The organism is Sphingobium aromaticiconvertens (assembly GCF_037154075.1).
GTDB classification, from domain to species: Bacteria; Pseudomonadota; Alphaproteobacteria; order Sphingomonadales; family Sphingomonadaceae; genus Sphingobium; species Sphingobium aromaticiconvertens.
In genome coordinates, this window is sequence record NZ_JBANRJ010000001.1 from 5,018,041 (window position 1) to 5,043,548 (window position 25,508).

General features: G+C 63.5%; 20 protein-coding genes. 10 read left to right on the forward strand and 10 right to left on the reverse strand.

Going from position 1 to position 25,508, the window contains the following annotated elements; all coding sequences use genetic code 11:
- Window positions 1–110 precede the first annotated feature (110 nt).
- From ptsP to WFR25_RS24415, 7 genes are all read left to right on the forward strand, one after another.
- Entirely contained in the window at window positions 111–2,387 is a 2,277-nt protein-coding gene (gene ptsP / locus WFR25_RS24385; protein WP_336974451.1) for a phosphoenolpyruvate--protein phosphotransferase, read from the forward strand.
- A gap of 100 nt (window positions 2,388–2,487) precedes the next feature.
- Window positions 2,488–3,387 carry a helix-turn-helix domain-containing protein gene (locus tag WFR25_RS24390; protein ID WP_336974452.1) on the forward strand — a complete coding sequence of 300 codons (900 nt, stop codon included), beginning with the start codon at window positions 2,488–2,490 and terminating at the stop codon, window positions 3,385–3,387.
- 84 nt (window positions 3,388–3,471) lie between these two features.
- Window positions 3,472–4,356: a hypothetical protein gene (locus WFR25_RS24395; protein ID WP_336974454.1), complete on the forward strand. Its 885-nt coding sequence runs from the start codon at window positions 3,472–3,474 to the stop codon at window positions 4,354–4,356.
- 27 nt (window positions 4,357–4,383) lie between these two features.
- Window positions 4,384–5,334 carry a tRNA lysidine(34) synthetase TilS gene (gene tilS, locus WFR25_RS24400; RefSeq protein ID WP_419723184.1) on the forward strand — a complete coding sequence of 317 codons (951 nt, stop codon included), beginning with the start codon at window positions 4,384–4,386 and terminating at the stop codon, window positions 5,332–5,334.
- Window positions 5,335–5,472: 138 nt separating this feature from the next.
- Window positions 5,473–5,661 carry a hypothetical protein gene (locus WFR25_RS24405; protein ID WP_336974457.1) on the forward strand — a complete coding sequence of 63 codons (189 nt, stop codon included), beginning with the start codon at window positions 5,473–5,475 and terminating at the stop codon, window positions 5,659–5,661.
- Between the two features lie 116 nt (window positions 5,662–5,777).
- A complete protein-coding gene (gene ftsH / locus WFR25_RS24410) occupies window positions 5,778–7,727 on the forward strand; it encodes an ATP-dependent zinc metalloprotease FtsH (protein WP_336974458.1) in 1,950 nt (649 codons plus the stop codon).
- 110 nt (window positions 7,728–7,837) lie between these two features.
- A complete protein-coding gene (locus WFR25_RS24415; RefSeq protein ID WP_336974459.1) occupies window positions 7,838–8,314 on the forward strand; it encodes an SgcJ/EcaC family oxidoreductase in 477 nt (158 codons plus the stop codon).
- Here WFR25_RS24415 and putA read toward each other — a convergent pair.
- Entirely contained in the window at window positions 8,274–11,381 is a 3,108-nt protein-coding gene (gene putA / locus WFR25_RS24420; RefSeq protein ID WP_336974461.1) for a bifunctional proline dehydrogenase/L-glutamate gamma-semialdehyde dehydrogenase PutA, read from the reverse strand. The two genes, WFR25_RS24415 and putA, sit on opposite strands and share 41 nt — an antisense overlap.
- Window positions 11,382–11,480: 99 nt before the next feature.
- Between putA and WFR25_RS24425 the strand changes: the two genes are divergently transcribed.
- Window positions 11,481–11,963 (forward strand): Lrp/AsnC ligand binding domain-containing protein, encoded by a 483-nt coding sequence (locus WFR25_RS24425; RefSeq protein ID WP_336974463.1) that lies wholly within the window; start codon window positions 11,481–11,483, stop codon window positions 11,961–11,963.
- A 30-nt stretch (window positions 11,964–11,993) separates the two neighbouring features.
- On the opposite strand, the gene WFR25_RS24430 is transcribed toward WFR25_RS24425, so the two are convergent.
- The gene (locus tag WFR25_RS24430) at window positions 11,994–13,859 is read right to left on the reverse strand and encodes a CHASE3 domain-containing protein (RefSeq protein ID WP_336974465.1); all 1,866 of its coding nucleotides are present in this window, start codon (window positions 13,857–13,859) and stop codon (window positions 11,994–11,996) included.
- Between the two features lie 134 nt (window positions 13,860–13,993).
- Here WFR25_RS24430 and WFR25_RS24435 point away from each other — a divergent pair, with 134 nt between their 5' ends.
- Complete coding sequence (locus tag WFR25_RS24435) at window positions 13,994–15,154, forward strand: FAD-dependent oxidoreductase (protein WP_336974468.1); 1,161 nt, start codon at window positions 13,994–13,996, stop codon at window positions 15,152–15,154.
- A 108-nt stretch (window positions 15,155–15,262) separates the two neighbouring features.
- On the opposite strand, the gene WFR25_RS24440 is transcribed toward WFR25_RS24435, so the two are convergent.
- From WFR25_RS24440 to dapA, 8 genes are all read right to left on the reverse strand, one after another.
- Window positions 15,263–15,703, reverse strand: a complete 441-nt coding sequence (locus tag WFR25_RS24440) for a hypothetical protein (RefSeq protein WP_336974469.1) — start codon at window positions 15,701–15,703, stop codon at window positions 15,263–15,265.
- A gap of 235 nt (window positions 15,704–15,938) precedes the next feature.
- Window positions 15,939–16,721, reverse strand: coding sequence for a transglutaminase-like domain-containing protein (locus WFR25_RS24445; RefSeq protein WP_336974471.1), 783 nt, complete (start codon window positions 16,719–16,721; stop codon window positions 15,939–15,941).
- 296 nt (window positions 16,722–17,017) lie between these two features.
- Window positions 17,018–18,091, reverse strand: a complete 1,074-nt coding sequence (gene recA, locus WFR25_RS24450; protein WP_336974472.1) for a recombinase RecA — start codon at window positions 18,089–18,091, stop codon at window positions 17,018–17,020.
- 184 nt (window positions 18,092–18,275) lie between these two features.
- Window positions 18,276–18,635, reverse strand: a complete 360-nt coding sequence (locus WFR25_RS24455; protein WP_336974474.1) for a response regulator — start codon at window positions 18,633–18,635, stop codon at window positions 18,276–18,278.
- 99 nt (window positions 18,636–18,734) lie between these two features.
- Window positions 18,735–21,143 (reverse strand): hybrid sensor histidine kinase/response regulator, encoded by a 2,409-nt coding sequence (locus tag WFR25_RS24460; RefSeq protein ID WP_336974475.1) that lies wholly within the window; start codon window positions 21,141–21,143, stop codon window positions 18,735–18,737.
- Between the two features lie 83 nt (window positions 21,144–21,226).
- The gene (locus WFR25_RS24465) at window positions 21,227–21,829 is read right to left on the reverse strand and encodes a DUF2062 domain-containing protein (protein WP_336974476.1); all 603 of its coding nucleotides are present in this window, start codon (window positions 21,827–21,829) and stop codon (window positions 21,227–21,229) included.
- Window positions 21,829–22,311, reverse strand: coding sequence for an SsrA-binding protein SmpB (smpB, locus tag WFR25_RS24470; protein ID WP_336974479.1), 483 nt, complete (start codon window positions 22,309–22,311; stop codon window positions 21,829–21,831). Before smpB ends, WFR25_RS24465 begins: the two co-directional genes overlap by 1 nt.
- A 73-nt stretch (window positions 22,312–22,384) precedes the next feature.
- Window positions 22,385–23,263 carry a 4-hydroxy-tetrahydrodipicolinate synthase gene (gene dapA, locus WFR25_RS24475; protein ID WP_336974481.1) on the reverse strand — a complete coding sequence of 293 codons (879 nt, stop codon included), beginning with the start codon at window positions 23,261–23,263 and terminating at the stop codon, window positions 22,385–22,387.
- Between the two features lie 99 nt (window positions 23,264–23,362).
- Between dapA and WFR25_RS24480 the strand changes: the two genes are divergently transcribed.
- Window positions 23,363–25,492, forward strand: a complete 2,130-nt coding sequence (locus WFR25_RS24480) for a lytic transglycosylase domain-containing protein (protein ID WP_336974483.1) — start codon at window positions 23,363–23,365, stop codon at window positions 25,490–25,492.
- Window positions 25,493–25,508 lie beyond the last annotated feature (16 nt).

Consider the following 25,508-nt stretch of genomic DNA (forward strand, 5'->3'; position numbering starts at 1 on the left):
AGGAACGCGCAATATCCGCAATGATTTATCCTCATCGTTGCGTTTTTTCCGTGCCCACGATCATGCGAAACCCGTTGGAAAGCAGTGGCCTGATCTGATAGCGATGTCTCATGTCATCATCGCCCGCCGCCGCCGCCCGCCAGATCCTGATCAGCCTTCAGGAAGTCATGGCTTCGCGCACCAGCGCGCAGGCGAAGCTCAACAAGGTGGTGGAGATCATAGGCGAATCGCTGTCGAGCGAGGTCTGTTCCATCTATCTGGTGCGCGACGGGGTGCTGGAACTGTTCGCGACCCGCGGACTGAAGCAGGAAGCCGTCCACGTCACACGCATGTCGAAGGGCGAGGGGCTGGTGGGCCTGATCGCCACCAATGTCGAAACGCTGAACCTGGACGAAGCGGCGTCCCACCCCGACTTTTCCTATCGCCCCGAAACCGGCGAGGACCGGTTCCACAGCTTTGCCGGTGTCCCGATCGTCCGGCGCGAGCGCGCGCTGGGCGTGCTGTGCGTCCAGCATGTCGAGCCGCGCAAATATGAAGAGGTGGAGATAGAAGCGCTTCAGACCGTGGCGATGGTGCTGTCCGAACTGATCGCCAATGCCGAACTGGCCGATGAGGGCGCGACCGACATGCGGGTGCAGGAAACAGGTGCCAACGTCATGAACGGCCTGCAACTGGTGATGGGCATGGCGCGCGGCCATGTCGTCTTCCACCAGCCGCGCATCCATATCGAGCATACCGTCGCGGAGGATACCGAGGCGGAACGGCAGCGCGTCATTTCCGCCTTTGGCAAGATGCGCGAACAGATCGACCGGATGACCGGCACGGCGGAGTTCGGCGTCGACGGCGGCGAGCATCAGGAGGTGCTCGAAACCTACAAGATGTTCGCCTATGACGAGGGTTGGACGCGGCGGATCAACGAGGCGATCGACAGCGGGCTGACGGCAGAGGCAGCGATCGAGCGGGTGCAGCAGCGCACGCGGATGCGGATGCGCCAGATCGACGATCCGCTGTTGCAGGACCGGATGCACGATCTGGAGGATCTGGCCAACCGCCTGCTCCGCATCGTGTCGGGGCAGTTGGGGACAGCGGCGCAACTGGGTCTGCGGCAGGACGCGATCCTGATCGCGCGCAACCTGGGCCCGGCAGAGCTGCTGGAATATGACCGCCGCCGCCTGAAAGGCGTGATCCTGGAGGAAGGGTCGCTGACCGCCCATGTCACCATCGTCGCGCGGGCCATGGGCGTTCCGGTGCTGGGGCGCGTGCGCGACATTCGCCATCGGGTGAATGAAGGCGACCTGATCCTTATGGATGTCGGCAGCAATGTTGTGCTGATCCGGCCGACGCCCGACATGGACGAGGCGTTCGAGAACCGGCTGACCATCAACCAGAAGCGCCGCGCCGAATTTACGGCGATGCGCGACCTGCCATCGGTCACACAGGATGGCGCGCGGGTCGAGCTGATGGTCAATGCGGGGTTGCGTGACGACGCGCAGGCGCTGGATCTGGTGGGCGCCGACGGCATCGGCCTGTTCCGCACCGAGTTCCAGTTTCTGGTGTCGGCCACCCTGCCCCAGCGCGAAAAGCAGCAACGATTGTACAAGGACGTGCTGGACGCCGCCGGGGACCGCCCGGTCATCTTCCGTACCGTCGACATCGGCGGCGACAAGGCCCTGCCCTATATGCGGCAGGATGAGGAGGAAGAGGAAGACAATCCGGCGATGGGCTGGCGCGCGCTGCGGCTGGCGCTGGACCGCGATGGCCTGATGAAAGCGCAGGCCCGCGCACTGCTGGAGGCGGCGGCAGGCAAGATATTGCATGTCATGTTCCCGATGGTGTCGGAGCCGTGGGAATATGAGGAAGCGCGCGCACTGGTGGAAAAACAGCGCGCCTGGCTGGCCGGGCAAAAGAAGAAGCTGCCCGTCGCCGTGCGCTATGGCGCGATGCTGGAAGTGCCCGCGCTGGCCGAGGTGCTGGACCTGTTGCTGCCAAGGGTCGACTTCCTGTCGATCGGCACCAATGACCTGACGCAGTTCCTGTTCGCCGCCGACCGGTCCAATCCCAGGCTCGCTGAACGTTATGACTGGCTGAGCATCGCTATATTGCGCTTCCTCGACCGCGTGATCCGGGCCTGCGAAGCGCATGGCGTGCCGGTGGGCGTATGCGGCGAGATGGGCGGGCGGACGCTGGAGGCGATGGCGTTGGTGGGGCTGGGCATCCGTCGCCTGTCGATCACACCTGCCTCCGTCGGGCCAGTCAAGGCGATGATCCGGTCGGTCGATGCAGGCGCGCTCCAGACGGAGATGCGCGCATTGCTTGATAGCGGGGCCACCGATATTCGCGGGCAGTTGACGCAATGGGCGGAGGCGCAGGGAATCGAATTGAACTGAGTTCCGCCAATGCAAGGGAACCGCGTTGACAATGGCTGTCTCACAGTGAGACAAGACCCGCCGATATATGGGCCGCCCCGAACAAGGTCGCGAAAGACAGATGGCAGACGAAGCAGGAATCGAAGGCACAGCCGACACCGTGCAAGGCGCGCTGGAGATGGACGGTCCCGGTGCGAAGCTGCGCCGCGCGCGGGAGGCGAAGGGCATGTCGCTGGCCGATGTGGCGATCGCGACCCGCGTCGCCCAGCGCCAGTTGGAAGCGATCGAGCGTGAGGATTATGCCGCGCTGCCCGGTATCCCCTATGCCATCGGCTTTGCCCGCGCCTATGCCCGGGCGGTGGATCTGGACGAGGTTGCGGTGGCATCGGACGTACGCGCGGCGGTGAACCAGTCGACATTGGGCGCCAACCGCTACGAAATGTTCGAGCCAGCCGATCCGGCGCGTGTCCCTTCCCGCACTTTGGCCTGGACGGCAGCGGCGATCGCCCTGGTTGTCGCCATCGGCTTTGGCGTGTGGCGCGCGCAATTGCTGACCGCGCCGACAACGCAGCAGGTCAGCGAGCAACAGCAGACGGCGGTCCCCGCCAGCAATGCCGCGCCTGCCGGCGCGCCACCGGCCGTTGCGCCAACCACCGGGCCGGTGATCCTGACTGCCGTCGATGATGTGTGGCTGCGTATCTATGACGAGACAGGCGAGCGTCTGAAAGATGGCCTGATGAAGAAGGGCGAGCGCTACGCTCTGCCCGACGGTGCCAAGGATCCGATGATCCTGACCGGACGTCCGCAGGCTCTGACCGTGACGGTCGGCGGCAAGACCGTCGCGCCGCTTGGTCCGCCAGACCGGACCATCGCCGATGTGCCGATCAGTGCCGCCGCGCTGCTGGCTCGGCAGGCGCCGCCTGCGGCCGCAACCACAGTTGCGGGGCAGGCCGGCACGTCACCCGCCACAGCGCCTTCGCCAGCCGCTGCAGGGACTACGCCGCCCGCCTCCAACCCCTAACCAGATCGGGGCCAGAATCTGCCGCTTTACGGCGCGTAATTAGCCCTTATGGTTGCAAAAACGTTCATCATCCGGGGTCATTCCATGCGTTACGCCACCATCCTTCCCACCCTCCTGTGCGTCCCGCTGCTGGCGGTCGCCGTGCCTGCGTTCGCGCAGGGCGCGCCCGTCGAGGTACGGGTCGATCGGCTGGAAAAGGAAATGAAGGCGGTACAGCGCAAGGTCTTTCCGGGCGGCACACCGCTGGAGGCAGAGATCACCCGACCCGCCGCACCGACTGTCGCGCCCGGATCGCCTTCCTCCGCCCCGATCGTCGATCTGACGGCGCGCGTTACCGCGCTGGAAAGCCAATTGGCGAGCCTGACTGGGCAGAGCGAAGAAAATAGCTACAAGATCAAGCAGTTGGAAGCCGCATTCGAAAAGTACAGGACGGAGAATGAGGGCCGCATGGCGCCCACCGCTGCCCCGCCAGCCCTGACGCCCACCGGGACAGCGCCCAGACCGACGGCCACACCAACTGCCCCCGTCAGCGACGAGCGCAAGAACGCCGTCGCGGCCATCGAAAAACCCAGCACGGGCGATGCCGCCGACGATGCCTATGTCTATGGCTTTCGCCTGTGGGACGGCAAATATTATCCCGAGGCGCAGGCGCAACTGAAGGCGACCGTCGAGCAATATGGCACGACATCGGTGGCCAGCCGCACGCAGAACCTGCTGGGCCGCGCCTATCTGGACGATGGCAAACCAGCGCTTGCCTCGGTTGCTTTCTATGAAAACTATCAGAAGCGCCCGCGCGGCGACCGCGCCGCCGACAGCCTGACCTGGCTGGGCGAAGCGCTGATCCAGCTCAAAAAACCCGCCGATGCCTGCAAAGTCTATGCGGAGCTGGAGCAGGTCTATGGCGCGACCCTGTCCACGTCGCTGCGCGGCATGATGGACAAGGGGCGGACCCGCGCCAAATGTAGCTGACACGGCGCAGTTGACTGGCGAGGCAGCATGGTGAGCGAAGAGTCCTCGCTGGTTGAGCGCTTCGAGGCCGCGATGGCCGCACTTTGCGGCCTCAGACAGACGCCGCGCCTGTGCATCGCAGTGTCAGGCGGACCGGACAGCATGGCGCTGCTCCACCTCGCTACTCTCGCCTTTCCTGGACGGGTGGCCGCTGCAACTGTCGATCATGGATTGCGCGCCGCCTCCGCCGATGAAGCGGCGATGGTGGCGGACTGGTGCGCCCGGCACGCCATTCCTCATGCAACGCTGCACCCGGATACACAGCCGCAGGGCAATATCCAGGCCTGGGCCAGAACCGCGCGCTATGCGCTGCTGGAGGACTGGCGTGCCGCGCAGGGACTGGATCTGATCCTGACAGCGCATCATGCCGACGATCAGCTGGAGACGATGCTGATGCGGCTTAATCGAGGGGCCGGGCTGTCGGGGCTGGCAGGGGTGCGGACGCGGACTAGTCGGATCGCCCGCCCCTTGCTGAGTATGTCGAAGGCCGAACTGCTGGCCTATGTGCAGGCGCAGGGCCTGCCCTATGCCGATGATCCGAGCAATCTTGACCCGCGGTTCGACCGGGCGGCGCTGCGGGCGCAACTGGCCAATGCACCGTGGCTGGACGCGCAGGCCGCAGCACGAAGCGCCGTGGCGCTGGCTGAGGCAGATGTGGCTCTGCGTTGGCTGGTCGATGATCTCGCCGCCCGCCATGTCCGTGCGGATGGGGCTGGCCATGTGCTGGACGCCACCGATTTTCCGCGCGAAGTGCAGCGCCGGTTGTTGCTGCGCCTGATCGCCTGCACCGATCCCGACGCTCCCTTGCCGCGTGGTGAAGCGGTCGATCGCCTGCTCGCTTATGCCATGGCGGGGGAGAAAGCGAGTATCGGTGCGCTGATTCTCCAGGGCGGCAAGCAATGGCGGATTTATCCCGCACCCCCGCGCAAAAGCGCGTAGAAAAACGCATGAACCACCCAATCGTTCCTCAACAGGACGCGCCAGACCAACAATCCGTCGCTTTGTTGCACCGCAATGACATCTTGTTAACCATGACGCAGGTTAATCAGATTCTCATCAAAAGCAGGTTTTCTGGGCATGTTCGAGTTTGCTGCACTTACTTACGGTCTTCTCGCCAGCGTCATCCTTTCGGCGGCGCAGCGCAATCGCAAGCTGGCAAAACCGCATCCGCCCATGCTCCTCTATATAGGCTATCTGGTCTGCGGTCTTTCGGCGGGACTTGCCATCGGGTTGGGCACTATGGCCGCGACCCAGATCGCGGGCTGATCGCGCCGCTGGCCCGATTCGGCGCAAACTGCATGCGACAGCCCTGAAATGCAGGAAGAATGGCGGCTTGCGCTTTGCCCCCGTCATCCTATCTTGAGGGGTGAAAGAGAGTATCCATGAACGACGACAAGGATCCCCAGACCAACCCCTGGGTCAAGAGTGCGATGATCTGGGCGGGCGTCATCATCGCCCTGCTCCTGTTCGTCTCCATGTTCGACAATCGCGCCGCCAGTACGGGTGGCACCGCGATCGCCTATTCGGAATTCCGCGCCAAGGTGCAGGAAGGCCAGGTCAAAGACGTCGCCGTCGCACCGGACCGCATCAGCGGCACCATGTCCAGCGGGCAGAAGTTCAGCACCATCCCCGTGAGCGATCCGGGCCTGACAACGCTGCTGGACGACTATAATGTCAAATATTCCGGTCAGGCCGAGGAGCAGCCCAGCTTCTGGATGATCCTGATCTATCAATCGCTGCCGTTCCTGCTGATCCTTGGCATCGCCTTTTTCGTGCTGCGCCAGATGCAGAAGGGCGGCGGCGCAGGCGGCGCCATGGGCTTTGGCAAGTCCAAGGCGAAACTGCTGACCGAGAAGCATGGCAAGGTGACGTTTCAGGACGTCGCCGGTATCGACGAAGCCCGCGAGGAGCTGGAGGAGATTGTCGAGTTTCTGAAGGACCCGACCAAGTTCGCGCGTCTGGGCGGCAAGATTCCCAAGGGCGCGCTGCTGGTCGGCTCGCCCGGCACCGGCAAGACGCTGCTGGCCCGCGCCATTGCGGGCGAGGCGGGCGTGCCTTTCTTCACCATTTCGGGTTCGGACTTCGTTGAAATGTTCGTGGGCGTGGGCGCGAGCCGCGTGCGCGACATGTTTGAGCAGGCGAAGAAGAACGCGCCGTGCATCGTCTTCATCGACGAAATCGATGCGGTCGGTCGCCATCGTGGTGCGGGTCTGGGCAATGGCAATGACGAACGCGAGCAGACGCTGAACCAGTTGCTGGTCGAGATGGACGGTTTCGAGGCGAATGAAGGTATCATCATCGTCGCGGCGACCAACCGCCCCGACGTGCTGGACCCGGCGCTTCTGCGTCCGGGCCGCTTCGACCGTCAGGTCGTGGTGCCCCGCCCCGATATCGAGGGCCGCGAGAAGATATTGGCCGTCCACATGAAGAAGGTGCCCCTGGCGCCCGACGTCGACCCCCGCACGATCGCACGCGGCACGCCCGGCTTTTCCGGTGCGGACCTGGCCAATCTGGTCAATGAAGCCGCCCTGATGGCCGCCCGTCGCGGCAAGCGGCTGGTCGCCATGGACGAATTTGAATCGGCCAAGGACAAGGTGATGATGGGCGCGGAACGCCGCTCCATGGTCATGACCGACGATGAGAAGAAGATGACCGCCTATCATGAGGCGGGCCATGCAATCGTGTCCGTCCACGAGCCTGCCTCCGACCCGATCCACAAGGCGACGATCATCCCGCGCGGTCGCGCGCTGGGCATGGTGATGCGCCTGCCGGAGCGGGACAGCTACAGCTATCACCGCGACAAGATGCACGCGAACATGGCCGTCGCCATGGGTGGCCGTGTCGCTGAAGAAATCATCTTTGGTTATGACAAGGTGTCGTCCGGCGCGAGCGGGGACATCCAGTACGCCACCAAGCTGGCGCGCGACATGGTCACGCAATGGGGCATGTCGGACAAGCTGGGCCCGCTGCAATATGAAGAGCAGCAGGGCGAAACCTTCCTTGGTTATTCGCAGAGCCAGCGCGTCCATATGTCGGACGAGACGGCGAAGCTGATCGACAAGGAAATTCGCGGGCTGGTCGATCAGGGCTATGACCGGGCGAAGGATCTGCTGTCGACCCATGTCGATCAGTTGCACCTGCTGGCCAATGCGATGCTGGAATATGAAACGCTGTCCGGCGAAGAGATCAAGGCGCTGCTGGAAAAGGGCGAGATCACCCGCGACGACGGCACCACGATCAAGCCGTCGATCATACCAACGGTCGGATCTTCGATCCCCAGGACGCGCAAGCGCAAGGGACCATTTGGGGACGCTGCGCCGATTGGGGCCTGACCGGTTTCATGATATTTGAGAGAAAAGGGCGGGCAGCGATGTCTGCCCTTTTTTGTTCAGGCCTGATTGGACGATGCGGATGGATGTTCGCAGCCGATTGAGGAAAAGGGATGTATACGGATCATCCAATGGGACCGGCGGCGATCACCCGGCATTTTCAGGACGCATGGAACAGCCACGACATGGAGGCCTTCGGTCGGCTGTTCCATTACGATGCGACATTCGTGAACCGCTTCGCGACCTATTGGCGCGGCGTTGACCAGATCGTCAACGGCCATGCTGCTATCCATGCCTCGATCTACAGTGACTCAACGCTTGCGATCGACCCGCCCGATGTCGATCCAATCTCCGACGATGCTGCGATCCTGCACTTCTGGTCGCGGCTCAGTGTCGGCATCGCGCACCCAGCCGGGCCGCATCAGATCGATACGTTGATCCTCGCGGTGGCGAACCCGGCGCAATGGCGCGTGGCGCATTCAGGCGCTGGAGAATGTGACGCTGACCAACGCGACGACCGGCGCCGCCGCCCTGCGTCCCTGAACAGCGCTACAGGTTCAGCAGCGCCGGGTCGCCGCCCTGCGCGGTGATGTTGATGGAGAGGGCGCGTTCGACGGCGTAGCGCAGCAAGGCGTGGGGGCCGCCTGCCTTGGGACCGGTGCCCGACAATCCTTCCCCGCCAAATGGCTGCACGCCGACGACCGCGCCGATGACCGAGCGGTTGACGTAACAATTGCCAGCCGGGACCAGATCGCGCACTTCGCGAGCGAAGCCTTCGACGCGGCTGTGGATACCGAGGGTCAGACCGTAGCCACGCGCGGCAAGCGCTTTGGCGACGGCGGGGAGGTCCCCACGACGATAACGGTAGATGTGGAGGACAGGGCCGAAGACTTCGCGTTCGAGGAAATCGGGCGTTGGGATTTCAGCGATTAAGGGCGCGAAGAAGCTGCCGTTTTGGGGAACGCTGCCCATATCCTTTTCGTGGAGGATGACCGCTTCGCGCGACAGCCGCGCGCGATGGGCGATGAGCGCGTCCCGCGCTGCCGCGTCGATCACCGGGCCAACATCGCTGGCCGGATCCGATGGGTCGCCGATGACGAGCGCGTCGAGCGCCCCCTTCAACGTGTCGATCAGCAGGTCGGCGGATTCTTCCGGCAGGAAGAGGATGCGCAGCGCCGAGCAGCGCTGCCCCGCCGAACCGAAGGCAGAGAGGATGACGTCATCGACCACCTGCTCCTTGAGCGCGGTGGTATCGACAAACATGCCGTTGAGGCCACCGGTTTCAGCGATCAGCGGCACGATCGGGCCGTTGCGCGCCGCGAGGCTGCGGTTAATGGCCCAGGCGGTTTCGGTGCCGCCGGTGAAGGCGACACCATCGATGCCGGGATGGGCGGTGAGGACGGGACCGATCTTGCTCCCCTCGCCGGGCAATAAAGCAAGCAGGTTGGGGTTGAGGCCTGCGCGGTGGAAGAGGCGGACGGCTGCGCCGGCGACCAGCGGCGTCTGTTCGGCGGGCTTGGCGATGACGCCGTTGCCTGCGGCCAGCGCCGCGACGATCTGGCCGGTGAAGATGGCGAGCGGGAAATTCCAGGGCGAAATGCAGGCGAACACACCGCGCCCGCGCAGTTCGAGTTGGTTGGTTTCGCCCACCGGGCCGGGCAGCGTGGCAAAGCCTGCAAACTGCTTTTCGGCAAGATCGGCATAATAGCGGCAGAAGTCGACCGCTTCGCGTACCTCGGCAACGCCGTCATTCAGGGTCTTGCCCGCTTCCAGTGAGAGCAGCGCGATAAGGGCGTCGGTGTCCGCCTCCAGCGCGTCACCCATGGCCCGCAATATGTGGGCGCGGGCGGGACCGCCGATCGCATCCCATTCGACCTGTGCCGCGTGGGCGGCGGCGATGGCGGTGTCGGCATGGGCCAGGGTCGCGGCATAGACGCTGCCGATCCGCTTGCCATCGGTGGGGGAGGTGACGGGGATCGCCGCGCCCTGCTGAAGCAATTGGCCGCCAATGATCGGGCCGGAGAGGAGATGCTCGCCCGCCATCAGTTTGGCTTCGCGATCGGCGACGACGCGGGCGGCGACGATCGAATAATCGCGACCGGGCGGATTGCGGCGGCTGGGACCGTAAATGTCGGCGGGGACCGGAATGCGCGGGTGGCGACCGGGCTGCATCGTGACGGTTTCGATAGGATCGGTGACGACGCGGTCGGCGGGCACAGCCTCATCCAGCAGGGCGTGGACGAAGCTGGTATTCGCGCCATTTTCGAGCAGGCGGCGGACCAGATAGGGGAGCAGGTCTTCATGGCCACCGACCGGGGCATAGGCGCGCAGGCGCAAGGCGCCATAGCGTTTCCCAGCCGCCTGGTAGAGCCCCTCGCCCATACCGTGAAGCCGCTGATGCTCGATGGTGACGCCGCTGTCGTCGGCCATGCAGCGCACGGCTGCCAGCGTATGAGCGTTGTGGGTCGCAAATTGCGGATAGAGGTGCGGCGCGGCGTCGATCAACGCGCGGGCGCAGACGAGGTAGGAGAGGTCGGTCGCTGGCTTGGTAGTGAAGACCGGATAATCGGGCCGACCCGCGACCTGCGCCTTCTTGATCTCGCTGTCCCAATAGGCGCCCTTGACCAGTCGAACCATGATGCGGCGGTCGGTCGCTTTGGCGAGGGCGGCGAGACGTTCGATCACCTCTTTCCCGCGCTTCTGATAGGCTTGAACGACGATGCCAAGGCCCGTCCAGCCAGCCAGATCGGGTTCACGGGCGAGCCGTTCAAAGAGTTTGAGCGAAAGGACGAGGCGATCGACCTCTTCCGCGTCGATGGCGAAATTGAGGTCATGGCGCGCGGCGAGCCGGGCGAGGCGCAGGATGCGGGGGTAAAGTTCGGTCCAGACACGCTGGTCCTGCGCCGCTTCATAGCGGGGGCAAAGGGCGGAGAGTTTGACCGAGACGCCGTGGCCGAGTTCGGGGCCAGCCCCTTGGCCATTTTTGCCCACCGCCTCGATCGCGTCGGCGTAGATGATTTCGTAGCGGGCAGCATCCTGCGCCGTCCGCGCGCCCTCCCCCAGCATGTCGAAAGAGCAGAGGAAGCCGTCCTTCTTCGCGCGGGTCAGGGCAGCTTGAATCGTGCGGCCAAGGACGAATTGTTCGCCCATGATGCGGACGGCAGCGCCCACGGCCTGACGGATGACGGGCTCACCCACGCGCTGGGTCAGGCGACCAAGCCAGCCCTTCGGATCGCTGCGGGTATCTTCGCTGACGTCGATCAGCTTGCCGGTGAGCATCAGCCCCCAGGTGGAGGCGTTGACGAACAGGCTGTCGGATTGGCCCAGATGGCTGGCCCAGTCGGCCGATCCGATTTTTTCCGCGATCAACCGGTCGCGGGTTTCAGGGTCCGGCGTCCGCAGCAATGCTTCGGCGAGGCACATGAGCGCCAGGCCTTCACGCGTGCCGAGCGAAAATTCGGCAAGGAAACTTTCGACCACGCCCTGTTTCTTCGCAGCCTTTCGTGCGGCCTCGACCAGCGCGATGCCTTCGGTCACGGCATTTGCGCGCTGGGACGAGGCCAGCGAGGGCGCGGCAAGCAGGGCGGCGATCACCTCTCCCTCATCTCGATATTTGCTCTCGTCCAGGCTGTCCCAGGGGGAAAGGGTCGGGGTCATCGGCGGCGCGCTCCAGCGTCGGAAAGGGGTGGATTGACACTATCCCAGTTCATCCTGAATGTGCTTCGTAAATTCAGAATATTTATGGATTATAGTCCGATGAATGCCATTTTATCCGAAACTATCATCATCGATGATGCCAATCGCCGAATATTGCAGCTACTGCAGGAAGATGGACGGATCACGAATCAGGAGCTGGCGCGACGCTGCGGCCTGTCGCCCGCCACCTGTTTCGAGCGGGTGAAGCGGCTGCGCGCCAGCGGCATTGTGCGGCAATTCACCGCCATTCTCGACCCGGTGGCGCTGGACCGGGCGCTGATGATCTTCATTGAGGTGCTGCTGGACCGGACCACCGACGATGTGTTCGCCGCCTTTGCCGCACAAGTGCGCGACGTGCCCGAAGTTATGGAGTGTCATATGGTCGCGGGTGGGTTCGACTATCTGCTGAAGGTACGGGTGTCGGACATGGCTGCCTATCGCCGCTTTCTGGGCGAGATACTGGCGGCGATGCCGGGGGTGCGCGAGACGCGGACCTATGCGGTGCTGGAGGAGGTCAAGCAGAGTACGGCTCTGCCCATCTGAGGGCGGCGGCGGCCCTACGCTGGCTGTGCCCTACCCTTCTTCGTCGTCCAGCACCGCACGCACCTTGCGGGCGAGCTGATCGAGGGTGAAGGGCTTGGCAAGGAAAGCGACGCCTGCGTCGAGCGTGCCGTTATGGACGATGGCATTGCGGGTGTAGCCGGTGGTGAAAAGCACTTTGAGGTCCGGTCGTTCGGCCCGCGCGTGGTCCGACAACAGCTTGCCGTTCATGTCGGGCATGACGATGTCGGTAAAGAGCAGGTCGATGCGCGGCTGGATCGTCAATATGCTTAATGCTGCTGCCGCATCCGCTGCATGAACGACGGTATAGCCAAGCTCCCGCAGCGAATCGACGGACATGTGCCGGACGCGCTCCTCATCCTCCACCACCAGGATGATCTCTTCGCCCTTTGCATGCGGCAGCTCTGTTGGATCGGGCGCGACATAGGCCTTACCCTCTCCTCCTGCCCCATAGTGCCGGGGCAGGTAGATCTTGATCGTCGTGCCCTCGCCCGGTTCCGAATAGATTTTGACATGGCCATGCGACTGTTTGACGAAACCGAACACCTGGCTGAGACCAAGGCCGGTGCCCTTGCCCACACCCTTGGTCGTGAAAAAGGGATCGAAAGCGCGGTCGACCACTTCGGCCGGCATGCCGGTGCCGGTGTCGGTAACAGACACCATCACATATTGACCCGCCGACACTTCGTCATGGGCGGCAGCATAGGCGTCGTCCAGATGACCGTTGGCAGTCTCTATCGTCAGGCGTCCGCCGTCGGGCATCGCGTCACGCGCATTGACGCACAGGTTGAGAATTGCATTTTCCAACTGCCCCGCGTCGATGCTGGCTCGCCACAGGCCGCCCGCAAGCACGGTTTCGACGCGGATCGTTTCCCCGATGGTTCGGCGCAACAGTTCAGACATGCCGCCCACCAGCTTGTTGGTGTCGAGCGGCTGGGGATCGAGCGGCTGCTGACGGGAAAAGGCAAGCAGCCGCGCGGTAAGCTGGGCGGCGCGCTGCGCGCCCTCCGCCGCATTGTCGATACCGGCCCCAACGCGCGGATCGACATCCGCAGTCAGCCGCCGCTTCGCCATGTCGAGCGAGCCGATGACGATGGCGAGCATATTGTTGAAGTCATGGGCGATGCCACCAGTCAGTTGGCCGATCGATTCCATCTTCTGCATCTGCCGCAGTTGCGCCTCGGCCGCCTGCCGTTCCTCCGCCTCTGCTAGCAATGCCTGATGGGAAGCGCTCAGGGCTTCCCCGCCTGCAACAGCCTCCTGCAAGCGGCGGCGCGCGGACATCAACGCCAGAACGCCAAGCAGGATGACGAGCCCGCAGCTGGCCACCAGCCCGATCGACACCCAGGTCGCAAGCCGTGTCGCGTCAGCGCTGCGGCGGGCCAACAGCGCCTCCTCCCGCACCTTCATGGTCGCGATGATCGAACGGATCTGGGCGCTTGCGATCAGGCCGGGGCGGAAGGAATCAGGGGTTATCAGCAATCGCGCACGGGCATCGTCGATGCCCTTTTGCAGAAGGACGAACCGCCGTTCGATAAGCCCACCCAGACGGTCCACATCCGCCGCTTGTGCCGGATTGTCGGACACGGCATCGCGCAGCGTGCCAAGGTCGGTGCGCCAACGGCGAACCGCCTCGTGATAAGGGACCAGGAAGGCGCGCTTGCGCGTCAGCATATAGCCGCGTTGGCTGGTTTCGGCATCCTGAACCCGCGCCACCATGTCCGATAGACGGCTTTCAACCCGCAGCGTGTGATTGACCCAGCCGATGCTGGCCTGCTGGCCGCGATAGAGCCACACGGTCCCGCCCACCGCCGTCAGCACGACGAGGATCGCCAATATAAGGATCATCAAGGACTGGTCGGGTCGAAGGCGATGCATCGCTGCCTCTCATGCGGAAAGGGCCTTCCGGGGGCAAGCAGCTTTTGCGCGACGAAGCGAGGCAGGACTGCGGGAAAAGCACTTGGAGTTCGTCCACGCTTTTGCGAACAATAGATATAGAGGGGGACAGGCCGATGGACAGACGGGCGCTGTTGAAGGCGGGCATGGGTGGCCTTGGCGCAGTGGCGCTGGCCGCGCGCGGGGGCGCGGCAACATTGGGCGCAGGCGGGCCGCAGCCTATCCGCGCGACGCCTGATCGCCTGTTTCGCGTGACGGTATGCGTGCGCCCCTTTCGCGCCGCGGGGCCACGGATCGAGGTGGAAGGGGTGCGTGGCAAGCGCGTCGTCCATAATTACGGCCATGGCGGCAGTGGCTGGTCGCTATCCTGGGGATCGGCGGAGATAGCCGTGGGATTGGCAATGGCCGATGGCGTCAGGGACATCGCGGTGATCGGCGCAGGTGCGCTGGGCCTGACGGCGGCGCTGACGGCACAGCGGCGCGGGGCGAAGGTGACGATTTACACCAAGGACCAATTTCCGAATGTGCGATCGGCAAGAGCGACGGGGACATGGTCGCCGGACTCGCGGATCGCAATGGCCGGCGCGGTCGATGCCGGTTTTGGCGATCGGTGGGAGCAGATGGCCCGCATGTCCTTTTCCACCTATCAAAGCTATCTGGGGATGGCGGGCGATCCGGTGGAATGGACCGATCGCTATAGCCTGTCGGACGAGCCGCCGGGGATGCGGATGACGCCCGTCGCCAGCTCCACCCCGCCCGCCTCTGAACGAACCGACGCATTCCTGCGGCTGGACGAGCGGCTGGCCGACATCTCGCCGCGTTCGGTGGAGATGCCGCCGGGAAGCCACCCCTTCCGCGCGCCCTTCGTGCGGCGCAACAGTTCGCTGACTTTCAATGTCGCGGATCTGGCGCATCAGTTGACCACCGATTTTCTGATCGGCGGCGGGCGGATCGTACCGATGGAATTGCGCGAGCCGGGCGATGTCGCGAAGCTGAAGGAGAAAGTCGTCATCAACTGCACCGGCTATGGCGCAAGGGCGCTGTGGCGGGACGAGAGCATCGTGCCGGTGCGCGGCCAGATCGCCTGGCTCATCCCGCAGGCGGACGTCACCTATGGTGCCTATTATGGCACGCTGTCGATGATCGCGCGGCGCGACGGGATCGTGGTGCAGGAAACGGGTGCGGACGAATGGTTCGGCTACGGCGACGCCAACGAGACGCCCGACCGCGCGACGGCGGACGAATGGGTGCGCCGGCTGGCGACGTGGTGGGTTTGAGGGTGGGGATGGTGCGAGACGGCCAATTTTCCCTGCTTCAGAGGCGGACGCATAATCCAAAGCCGACGTTTAATGATGGGCAGTCTAGCCGGGCATAGGCGCGATCAGTCACCTATCAGTTAATCGAGCATCGGGACACAGCCTTAGGATGCGCGCCTTGCCGGTTCGAAACGCCGCCTGATTATGCTGGACGGCGAATTTCCCAGCTATTTCGCGTTTATGATCTTGCTCTCTCGTATAATTCTCACCTTCCTGCCAATCAGCGTCTGGTAGCGGCACAAACATGGACTTGAGCATTCCGAGTAATTCCTCCCGCTCAAGTTCCCGGTATCCTTCGATCGGCATATGGCGGTCGTGCCATTTCGAAAGTTCTGCCAGCTCCATCTTGTTTGTTTTCGAAACCTGAAGAGATGCTTGGTTGGGATCGCAATGCACGAGGCCAGGCACCATCAGGCCTGGCGCAACACCATTAAATTGATGATAGTAGAGCGTAACCCGTGTTTCTTCTTGCAATGTTCGACGCGCCGTTCTCGCTGGCATCGCCAGCACAGCCGAGCATCGCCAGCAAGGTTGCGGCAAGCGCTGCCACAATGGTCTTCGACATCATTGGGGTAGCATCGCACGACATCACTTGCATGTCGATTGGATCGCGGCCCGATTGTCACGGCATCACGCGGGGCGTCAATGTCCGCTTCCCACCCTACTTCCCCCTACACGCCCTATGAGGGAAATATTGGTGGCGAAATTGGCGACGCGAAACTATATCTGTGACTGTCCCGTCTGTTCAAACCAGCCGGGTGACTGTGATGCTTTGGGCATTCATCATGGCGCCATTGAACGCGGTCATGAAGGCGATATCGGTGGCGTCGCGGCCGACGGCGATCTTCACCATCCCCTCGATCGGGGCGAGGCCGGTTGCATCAACGATATGCCAGGCACCATCGAGCCAGACTTCGACCACCGCGTGGAAATCTGGTGGATCGAGCTGCCAAGCATAGACTGAAGCGAGGCGTGCAGGAATGTCCCGCGAGCGGATCAGCGCAGCGGTCAGATGGGCATAGTCGCGGCAGACGCCTTGTTGCGAGACGAAGGTGTCGGCGGCGCTGGTGGTGCCATCCGAACTGCCCGACACATATTGGAGATTCTGGTTGACCCAGTCGACCAGCGCCTGGACCAGCGCCCCGCCCTCAAGCCCCTCGAAATGGCTGCACACGAAGCTGACGAAACGGTCTGCCTCGCAATAGCGGCTGGGCCAGATGAAGGGGAGGACATTTTCGGGCAGGCTCGGGAGTGGGCTTTTGTTCAGCGCAGCGACGTCTACGGGCGCGCGATTTACTTCAACAGTCGCTAGATAGGTGGTGAGCATCCGCCCCGTGCCGCTGCGTGTCCAAGTCCGGCGCCCCACGCCGCTGCCGCCGGTCAAATTGGTGAGGGGACCGGCATTGTTGATGATGAGCGACTGCTCGATGATTGTCTGGCCGGGCAATTGCGCCGCCTCCACAGCCAGCAGCACATCGGTGGGTTCGGCGAAGTCATAGTCGAGAATGGCTTCGATACCGAGGCGCATAAGCAGGTGTTCCTTGAAGATGCAGGATGGGAGACGAGATGCCAGAGGGAGTGCGTGCTGAACGTATCGAGGCTGCGGCTGTTCCATGGGGTGGAGAGTAGCGGCCCTTTGTTTCAGCCCTGATAGCCCCTCCACTCATAAGGAGAGGCGTCAGGGTGCAGATAATCGTTCGGCGCGCGGTAAAAGGCCCGCTGCGTGAGGACGTAGCGGGCCTTTTCGGGTGCTTGAGGCAAAAGAAGGACGTCATACGCCGCTGGCCATCCCCGGCTGTACCGGCCGGGGTGCGCCAGGCAGGGTCATTCGTCCCCGTCGTCCGCCTCGGGTCCGGTCATCAGGGCTTCGGCGACCTCTTCGGTCTTGCCTCGGATCGCCTTTTCCAGACGGTCCGCCATTTCGGGATTTTCTTTGAGGAAGGTCTTGGAATTCTCGCGCCCCTGGCCGAGCCGAACCGAATCATAGGAGAACCAGGCGCCCGATTTCTCGACGATCCCGGCCTTCACGCCCAGATCCAGAATCTCGCCGAGTTTGGAAATGCCTTCGCCATACATGATGTCGAATTCGACCTGTTTAAACGGCGGGGCAACCTTGTTCTTCACCACCTTCACGCGGGTGGTGTTGCCGACGATATCGTCGCGATCCTTGATCTGGCCGGTGCGGCGGATGTCGAGCCGGACCGAGGCGTAAAATTTCAGCGCGTTGCCGCCGGTCGTGGTTTCCGGATTGCCGTACATGACTCCGATCTTCATGCGGACCTGGTTGATGAAGATCACCATGCACTTGGAGCGCGAGATGGAGCCGGTAAGCTTGCGCAGCGCCTGGCTCATCAAGCGGGCCTGAAGGCCGACATGGCTGTCGCCCATCTCGCCCTCAATTTCCGCACGAGGGACGAGCGCGGCAACGGAGTCGATCACCAACACGTCGATGGCATTGGAGCGCACCAGCGTATCGACAATCTCCAGCGCCTGCTCGCCCGTGTCCGGCTGCGACACGATCAGTTCGTCAATGTCGACGCCCAGCTTCTTGGCATAGCCCGGATCGAGTGCATGTTCGGCATCGACGAAGGCGGCGGTACCGCCATTCTTCTGCGCTTCGGCAATGGCATGCAGCGCGAGCGTGGTCTTGCCCGAACTTTCTGGCCCGTAAATCTCGATGATTCGCCCCTTGGGCAAGCCGCCGATGCCAAGCGCGATATCGAGACCGAGCGAGCCGGTCGAAATCGCCTCAATCTCAATCTTCTCGCGCGAACCCAGCTTCATCGCGCTGCCCTTGCCAAAGGCGCGGTCGATCTGGGAGAGGGCGGCCTCCAATGCTTTCTGTCTGTCCATATTCCCTGTCTTCTTGGAATCGATAAGTGAAAGCATAGCGGTCATCTGCCTATCCCCTGTCAAGCGGGTTGCACCACCCAATCGCGGCGCCTAGGCATGATGTATCCTGTTTGTTCACTTAGAACAAGAGGGGAACGGAAATTTCCTATTCCGAGGCAAAGGGCAGCCCCACGGGCTTTCAGCGCCCTGATACGGCATTGGCCCCTTCCCTTTGGAAAGGGCGCGAAATTCATTCTGCCGCCAGCACTTTACCCAGCGCCCGTTCGACCGCGCCGATGGTGAAAGGCTTGGCGAGCGTTGGACGCGACGCGTGATGGCTCGGCAGATCATCGGCCATGCCGCCAGTGGCGAAGATGAAGGGGATCGCCTGTTCCGCCAATATGTCGGCCACGGGCCAGGATTTTTCACCCTGAAGGTTACAATCGACCAGTGCAGCGTCGAAACCGCCCCCGCGCGCATGGGCGCAGGCTTCCTCCACGGACGAGGCGACGGCGTGCAACTGATAGCCAAGAGTTTCGAGATAATCCTCAAGCATCATGCCGATCATCGCCTCGTCCTCGACAATGAGAATGGATTTGCTGTCCGACATCGGCCCCTGCCTGTTCGCGCGCGCGCCCGCTGCTAAAGTCGATTCGCTAGCGCATCCAATCGCGCTTGCCCAGCAGATTGGCCTTAATGCAGCGCAAGCTCAGCCATCGTCCTCCGCCACGTCGGCCCCGCTGGCCATCGCATCGCGGGCGGCTTCGGCCAGTTGGCTGACCGAAAAAGGCTTGGGCAGGAAGGCGACATTGGCGATGTCGATCGATTTACGCAGTTGCTCCTCGGCATAGCCCGACATGAAGAGAACAGGCAGGTCGGGATGGCTCTGGCGTGCGCGGGCGACCATCGCCGGGCCGTCCATATTGGGCATGACCACGTCGGAAATCAGGAGGTCGATATGATCCGCCTTCTCCAGCGCTTCCAGCCCCAATTCCCCGTCCGAGGCAGTGAGGACAGTATAGCCCTGACGCGTGAGCGCCCGTTCGGCGACGGTACGGACCATATCCTCATCCTCCACCAGCAATATGGTGCCGGTACCCCAGGTCTCTCCCCGTTTGGGCTGCGCCTTGGGCTTTTCGAGGACAGGCATGTCCTGTGCGGCGTTGACCGGCAGGTAGATGATGAAGCTGGCGCCCCGCCCCAGATCCGATTCGGCGAAAATATAGCCGCCCGACTGTTTGACGATGCCATAGACGGTCGACAGGCCAAGACCGGTGCCCTTGCCCATTTCCTTGGTCGTGAAGAAAGGCTCGAAGATTTTCGAGAGGATATCCGGCGGGATGCCAAGGCCGGTGTCAGAGACGCGGATCGCGGTATAGTCGCCGACCGGCAATATGTCCTGCCGCAACTCACGCACCTTCGCGGCGGGGACGGCATAGGTCTGAATATTGACGACGCCGCCATTGGGCATGGCGTCGCGGGCATTGACCGCAAGGTTGACGATCACCTGTTCAAGCTGGCCGGGGTCCGCGCGCACCGCACCAAGGTTGCGGCCGTGAGACACTTCCAGCCGGACATTTTCGCCGAGCAGGCGATTGAGGAGGTTTGAGACGTCGGCGACGATGTCGGGCAGTTGCAATATCTGCGGGCGCAGCGTCTGCTGGCGCGAGAAAGCCAGCAACTGGCGGGTGAGGCCAGCCGCGCGATTGCTGTTCGACTTGATCTGCTGAATGTCGTCATAGTCGCTGTCGCCGGGCGTGTGGCGCATCAGCATCAGGTCGCAATGACCGATGATGGCGGTCAGGATATTGTTGAAATCATGGGCGACGCCGCCCGCCAGCTGGCCGATCGCCTGCATCTTGGTCGCCTGCGCCACCTGACGCTTCAGCTTCGATTCCTCGCTATTGTCCTTAAGGCTCAAAAGCACGGCGGCGTCGCCCAGCCCCCGGACGCCAGCGAGGCTGAGCGCCACCGGTTCGTCCGGCTGATCGCGCATGCGAACGGCGATGTCGCCCGACATTTGCGGGCCTATGGCGAAACGGCGGACGGAGTCGGCCACCGCCGCCTGATCCTCCCGCACGACAAGATCGCCCGGATAGCTGGGCGTGTCGCCGGGGCGCAGGCCCGCCGCACGGCCGAACGCATTGTTGACGAACAGGACACGGCCATCGCGATTGGCCATGGCAAGACCGAAGGGCAGCAGCGACAACAGGGTCTCGATATAGGAAAGCGCCGATGTACCGTCACCGCCACCCATCGGCTCGTCGATCAGCAGGACGAGCATCGGGCCTTCCTGTGCCCCTGCATGGCCCGCCGATTGACCGGGACGGCGAAGCGGAACCTGCAACAGACGCAGCGGCATGCCGCCATGCTCCTCCCGCGCGAAGAAGAGGCGGCCCTTGTCGTCGATCCGCATATGGCTGGCGAAATCGCGACCGGTGATGTTGGCGTCGATCCGTCCCGCCGCGCGCAGCAGGAAGGCGCCGTTGGCGGTGCGGATGCGCCCTTCCCCGCCAATCATCGCCGCCATGATGCCCGCTTCGGACAAGTGGCGCCCCGCTTCGCCCGTCAGCACGCGGTGAACATCATCGATCGCGCTGGGCTGACGCACCGGGGCGAAGCGCCAGAGGAGATAATCCTCCGCTCGGCCAGTGCGGGTCACGTCCACGTCCAGCCGCAGCGCCCCGTGAACGATCGCCGCCACCCGTGCCTGCCCGTCTCGCCAGGCGGCGCGGCCAGCAGCAGTCAAGCTTTCGGTGGTAACGGAATCAGTCAATATGCCGGGTGGGGCCGGAAAACCGGGGAACCATTCGCCAAACAGATCGCTGGCGCATACCAGCTTGCCCGCGCGGTCGGTGATGGCGATCGCCATGCTGGACGCATCGGCAGCGGCCCGCGCCACCGTCCAGTCAGGCAGCGCATCGGCGGACACGGTCTGCGGCGGATAGAGACGCCGAACCCAGGCCGTCAGCAGCAAAAGGGCGATGAGGGTAGCAACAAAACCCGCCGCCAGAGCCGGATCGCGAACGGCATACCAGACCAGTGCGGCCGAGGCGGCAGCGGCAAGGCCGACGAAGGGCAGGAAGGTGCGCGCGGGCGGCACCCTGCCCAAATTCATGTCCCTGCTGTTACTCCGCGTCGCCACCTGCGCGCGATCCCCCTTGGCATCGTTGGTCCGCCTATGGCCCGATCAACGCCGTGTCAGGCGAGATCGGCGACGGCGGTTTCTCCCAATGCGCTGCTTTCATGGGCTTTGCCAATCCTGATTTTGCGGGCATGCCATTTGCGACCCATCCGGTCACGCCAGAACCAGTCGGCAAGGAAATAGCCGATGGCCGCCGCACCAAAGGAAATCAGCGCAAGGCCCAGCAGCATCGCGGGCGCCGCTTCGGAAAAGAGCCAGGCGCACCATTGGCCGATGGAGGCATGGCTGTCGATCAGCGCCCAGACGCCCGAGGCATCGGCAGTACGGCCAAGCAGCCAGTTGCCGATATAGACCGACGCCCAGAGGATGAGCGGCGTCGTCAGCGGGTTGGAAAGAAAGGTCATCGCCGCCGCAACCGGGATATTGGCGCGGAAAGGCAACGCCAGCAGCGCCGCCCCGGCAATCTGAAGGCCCGGAATCAGCAGGAAGATACCGACCAGCAGCCCAAGCGCCACGCCGCGCGGCACCGATCGGCGGGTGAAGCGCCAGAGCGAAGGTTCGAGAATACGATGGGCAACGGGGGCGAGGATACGGCTGTTTTCCAGCGATTCGCGGGTGGGCGCGTTGGCGTGCCACCAGCGGGTCAGGCGATTGGACATCAACCGTGCGCCTTCATGATGCGCTGCTGATCGCGCTTCCAGTCGCGTTCCTTGATGACTTCCCGCTTGTCGTGGGTTTTCTTACCCTTGGCCAGCGCCAGTTCGATCTTGGCCCGGCCCGTGCTGTTGAAATAGATCATCAGCGGTACCAGCGTCATGCCCTGGCGTGAGACGGCGCTGTACATCTTCTGGATCTCACGTTCGTGCAGCAGCAGCTTGCGCGGGCGTTTGGGTTCGTGATTTTCGCGATTGCCGTGGCTATATTCGGGGATGTTGCTGTTCACCAGAAACACCTGATTGCCCTTCACCTCCGCATAGCTTTCGGCGATATTGCCCTCACCACCACGCAGCGCCTTCACCTCCGTGCCCTGGAGGGCGATGCCCGCCTCGAACACGTCCTCGATGAAATATTCAAAGCGCGCGCGCCGGTTCTCGGCGACGATCTTCTTCTTGTCGAAGGTTTCGGGACGCGGGCGGGCCATGATCTAGATATTACTCACTTCGTTCATATGGGGCCGCCGCCTGACCAAACCAGAGGCGTTCAAACCAGCGGAACTAGACCAGCCCCGCAATCTCCAGCGCCCGATCGACCGCCGCCCGGCTCGATTCCGACGGCCAGGTGATCGGCAGGCGGACTTCGCCGGGCATGTCGGGACGGACCCGCGAAAGGGCATATTTAATCGGCCCAGGTGAAGAATCGCTGAACAGGGCATCATGCAGGGGGTATAAACGATCCTGAAGCGCCAAAGCGCCATCCCAATCGGCGCACGCACAGGCTGCCTGGAAATCGGCGACCAGACGCGGCGCGACATTGGCGGTGACGGAGATACATCCCCGCCCCCCCATCGCATTGAATCCGAGCGCGGTTTCGTCATTCCCCGACAACTGGCAGAAATCCGGCCCGCAGGCGAGGCGTTGCGCGGTGACACGCCCCAGATTCCCGGTAGCGTCCTTGATTCCCACGATCGACTGATAATCCTGGGTCAGCCGGTGCATCACCGGCACGCCGATGTCAGTGATCGTGCGACTGGGCACATTGTAGAGGATGATCGGCAGATCGCAGCGTTCGGCAAGATAGGCGAAATGCTGGAACACGCCGTCCTGATTGGGCTTGTTATAATAAGGCGCGACGACCAGCGCCGCGTTCGCGCCGGTGCCTTGCGCCGCATACATATGCTCCAGCGCGATGCGGGTGTCGTTGGAGCCGCAGCCTGCGATCACCGGCACGCGCCCGGCGGCCTGATCGACGCAAATGGCGATGACGCGATTATGCTCTTCGACCGTCATGGTGGCGCTTTCGCCGGTGGTGCCACAGGGGACAAGGGCGCTGCTGCCTTCCGCTATCTGCCAGTCGACAAAGGCGCGAAATGCGGCTTCGTCGATCGCTCCGTCGCGAAAGGGCGTCACCAGAGCCGGTATCGACCCGGAAAACATCAAAATACTCCTTCAATTCGCCGGGGTTCCGGGGCATGATCGGGTGAACCGCGCGCTATAGCGCGTCATTCAGGGCCTGATAAGGATGCAAATGGGATAATGTCCAGCATCGTGTCGATCCCATCAATACAAACCGCATTGGTCCGTATGCCCCTTATTGCCCTGTTGCTCTCCACTGTCGGCCTCGCTGCCCCGGTCAATCTCCTCCCCGCATCGATGCAGGCGGACCCGCCCGGCGCGGTCGTCCAGCCCCTGCCCGGACAGACCCCGCCGGGCCAGCCCAGTCCGCAGCCGAGCGCCCAGCCTGCTGCCCCGACAAGCCAATGGAACCAGATCAGCAGCCGGGTCGGCGTGTCGCAGGACAGCAACATCAACGCGGCGATCAGCCAGTGGCGCGCGCTCCAGCAAAGCGATGCGCTGGGCTTTTCCACCTATGCCAGCTTCATCACCACCAATCCCGGCTGGCCGGGCGAGGACCGGATGCGACGGCTGGCCGAAACCAGCATCAATGGCGACAGTTTCGAACCGAATCAGGTCGTGGCTTTCTTTGCCCGCTTCCCTGCGCGCACGGCGGTGGGTAATGCGCGCAACGCGGTGGCACTGAACGCGCTGGGCCGGACGGCGGAAGCGCGAATCGCCGCGCGAGCGGCCTGGACCGGTGGGTCGCTTGCCCCCACAGACGAAGCGCGGCTCTTTTCGCTGTTCGGGTCGAGCTTTACACCGGCCGACCATGACATCCGCGCCGACAAGCTGTTGTGGGGCAACGATCTTGCCGGGGCCGAGCGGATGCTGACTTACGCCTCGCCCGCACGGCGGCCCGTGATCCAGGCGCGCGTCGCCTTTCGCCGCAAGGCGCCTGATGCAGCGATGAAGATGCAGGCGGCCGAAGCCTATGGCGCGGGCGATGCGGGCTTCCTGGCCGACAAGGCCATGTGGATGCGCAACACCGGCAACTGGGTCGCGGGACGGCAATTGCTCGCCAATCGCCGACCCCTGACCTTCCGCCCGAGCGACGCCGAAAAATGGTATGAAGTGCTGCTGGCCAATGCGCGGGCCGCCGCCGCCGACAGCCAGTGGAGCTTCGCCTATTCGATTTCGGCCACACTGGACGACGCCTATGCGCCCGGCACCGATGTCAGCGCGCGCCCCATCGGCGAGCGTGACGATTATACCAGCCTGGCCTGGCTGGCGGGCACCACCGCCTTCTACAACCTCAATCGCCCCGGCGACGCGGTGGAGATGTTCCGTCGCTATGCCACCGCCGCCCGGTCGCCCCAGACCCAGTCCAAGGGCTATTACTGGGCCGGACGCGCAGCGCTTGCCGCGCGGGATCAGGCGAGCGCGAACAGCTATTTCCAGCGGGCTTCCGCTTTCCCCGACCAATATTATGGCCAGTTGGCGCTGGAGCGGATCGGGCAGCCAGTACCCGCACCATCGACCGTCAATCGCGATGTGGAACTGAGCGCGTCGGATCGCGCGGCCTTTGCCAATCGGTCGGTCGTGCGCGCGGCCAAGGCGCTGGGGCAGATGGGCTACTGGGAGGAACAAAGCAAGTTCGCCCGCGCCATCGCCGCCAATGCCGACAGCGACAAGGACCATTATCTGGCGGCCGAACTGGCGCAAAGCCTGGGACGCCCGGATCTGGGCGTGATGGTCGGTCGGCGCGCTGTTTCCAGCGGCCTGTCGGGCTATGGGACAAGTTCCTTCCCCCGCGTGCCCGTGCCATCCTCCCACCAGTCCAACTGGACGATGATCCATGCCATCGCCCGGCAGGAAAGCCAGTTCGACCGCGCCGCCATCAGCCATGCGGGCGCGCGCGGCCTGATGCAGTTGATGCCGGGCACCGCGCGGGAGACAGCAGGGAAGATTGGCCTTGGCTATAATCCCGGCGCGCTGACCACCGACACCAGCTATAATATCCAATTGGGATCGACCTATTTCCAGCGCATGTTGAGCTATTATGGCGGCAGCTATCCGCTGGCGGTCGCGGCCTATAATGCCGGGCCGGGCAATGTGAACAAGTGGCTGGCCGCCAATGGCGATCCGCGCCTGCCGGGTGCGGACATGCTGCGCTGGATCGAGCAGATTCCCATCTATGAGACGAAGAATTATGTCCAGCGGGTGCTGGAAAATGCAGTCGTCTATGATGCGATGAACCCCGGCTATGCGCGGTTCAAGGGGAGCAATGCAGTGCTGTCGCGCTATCTTGGCAAGCAGACGCCCGGCTAAGGCCCCTTTGATGGCG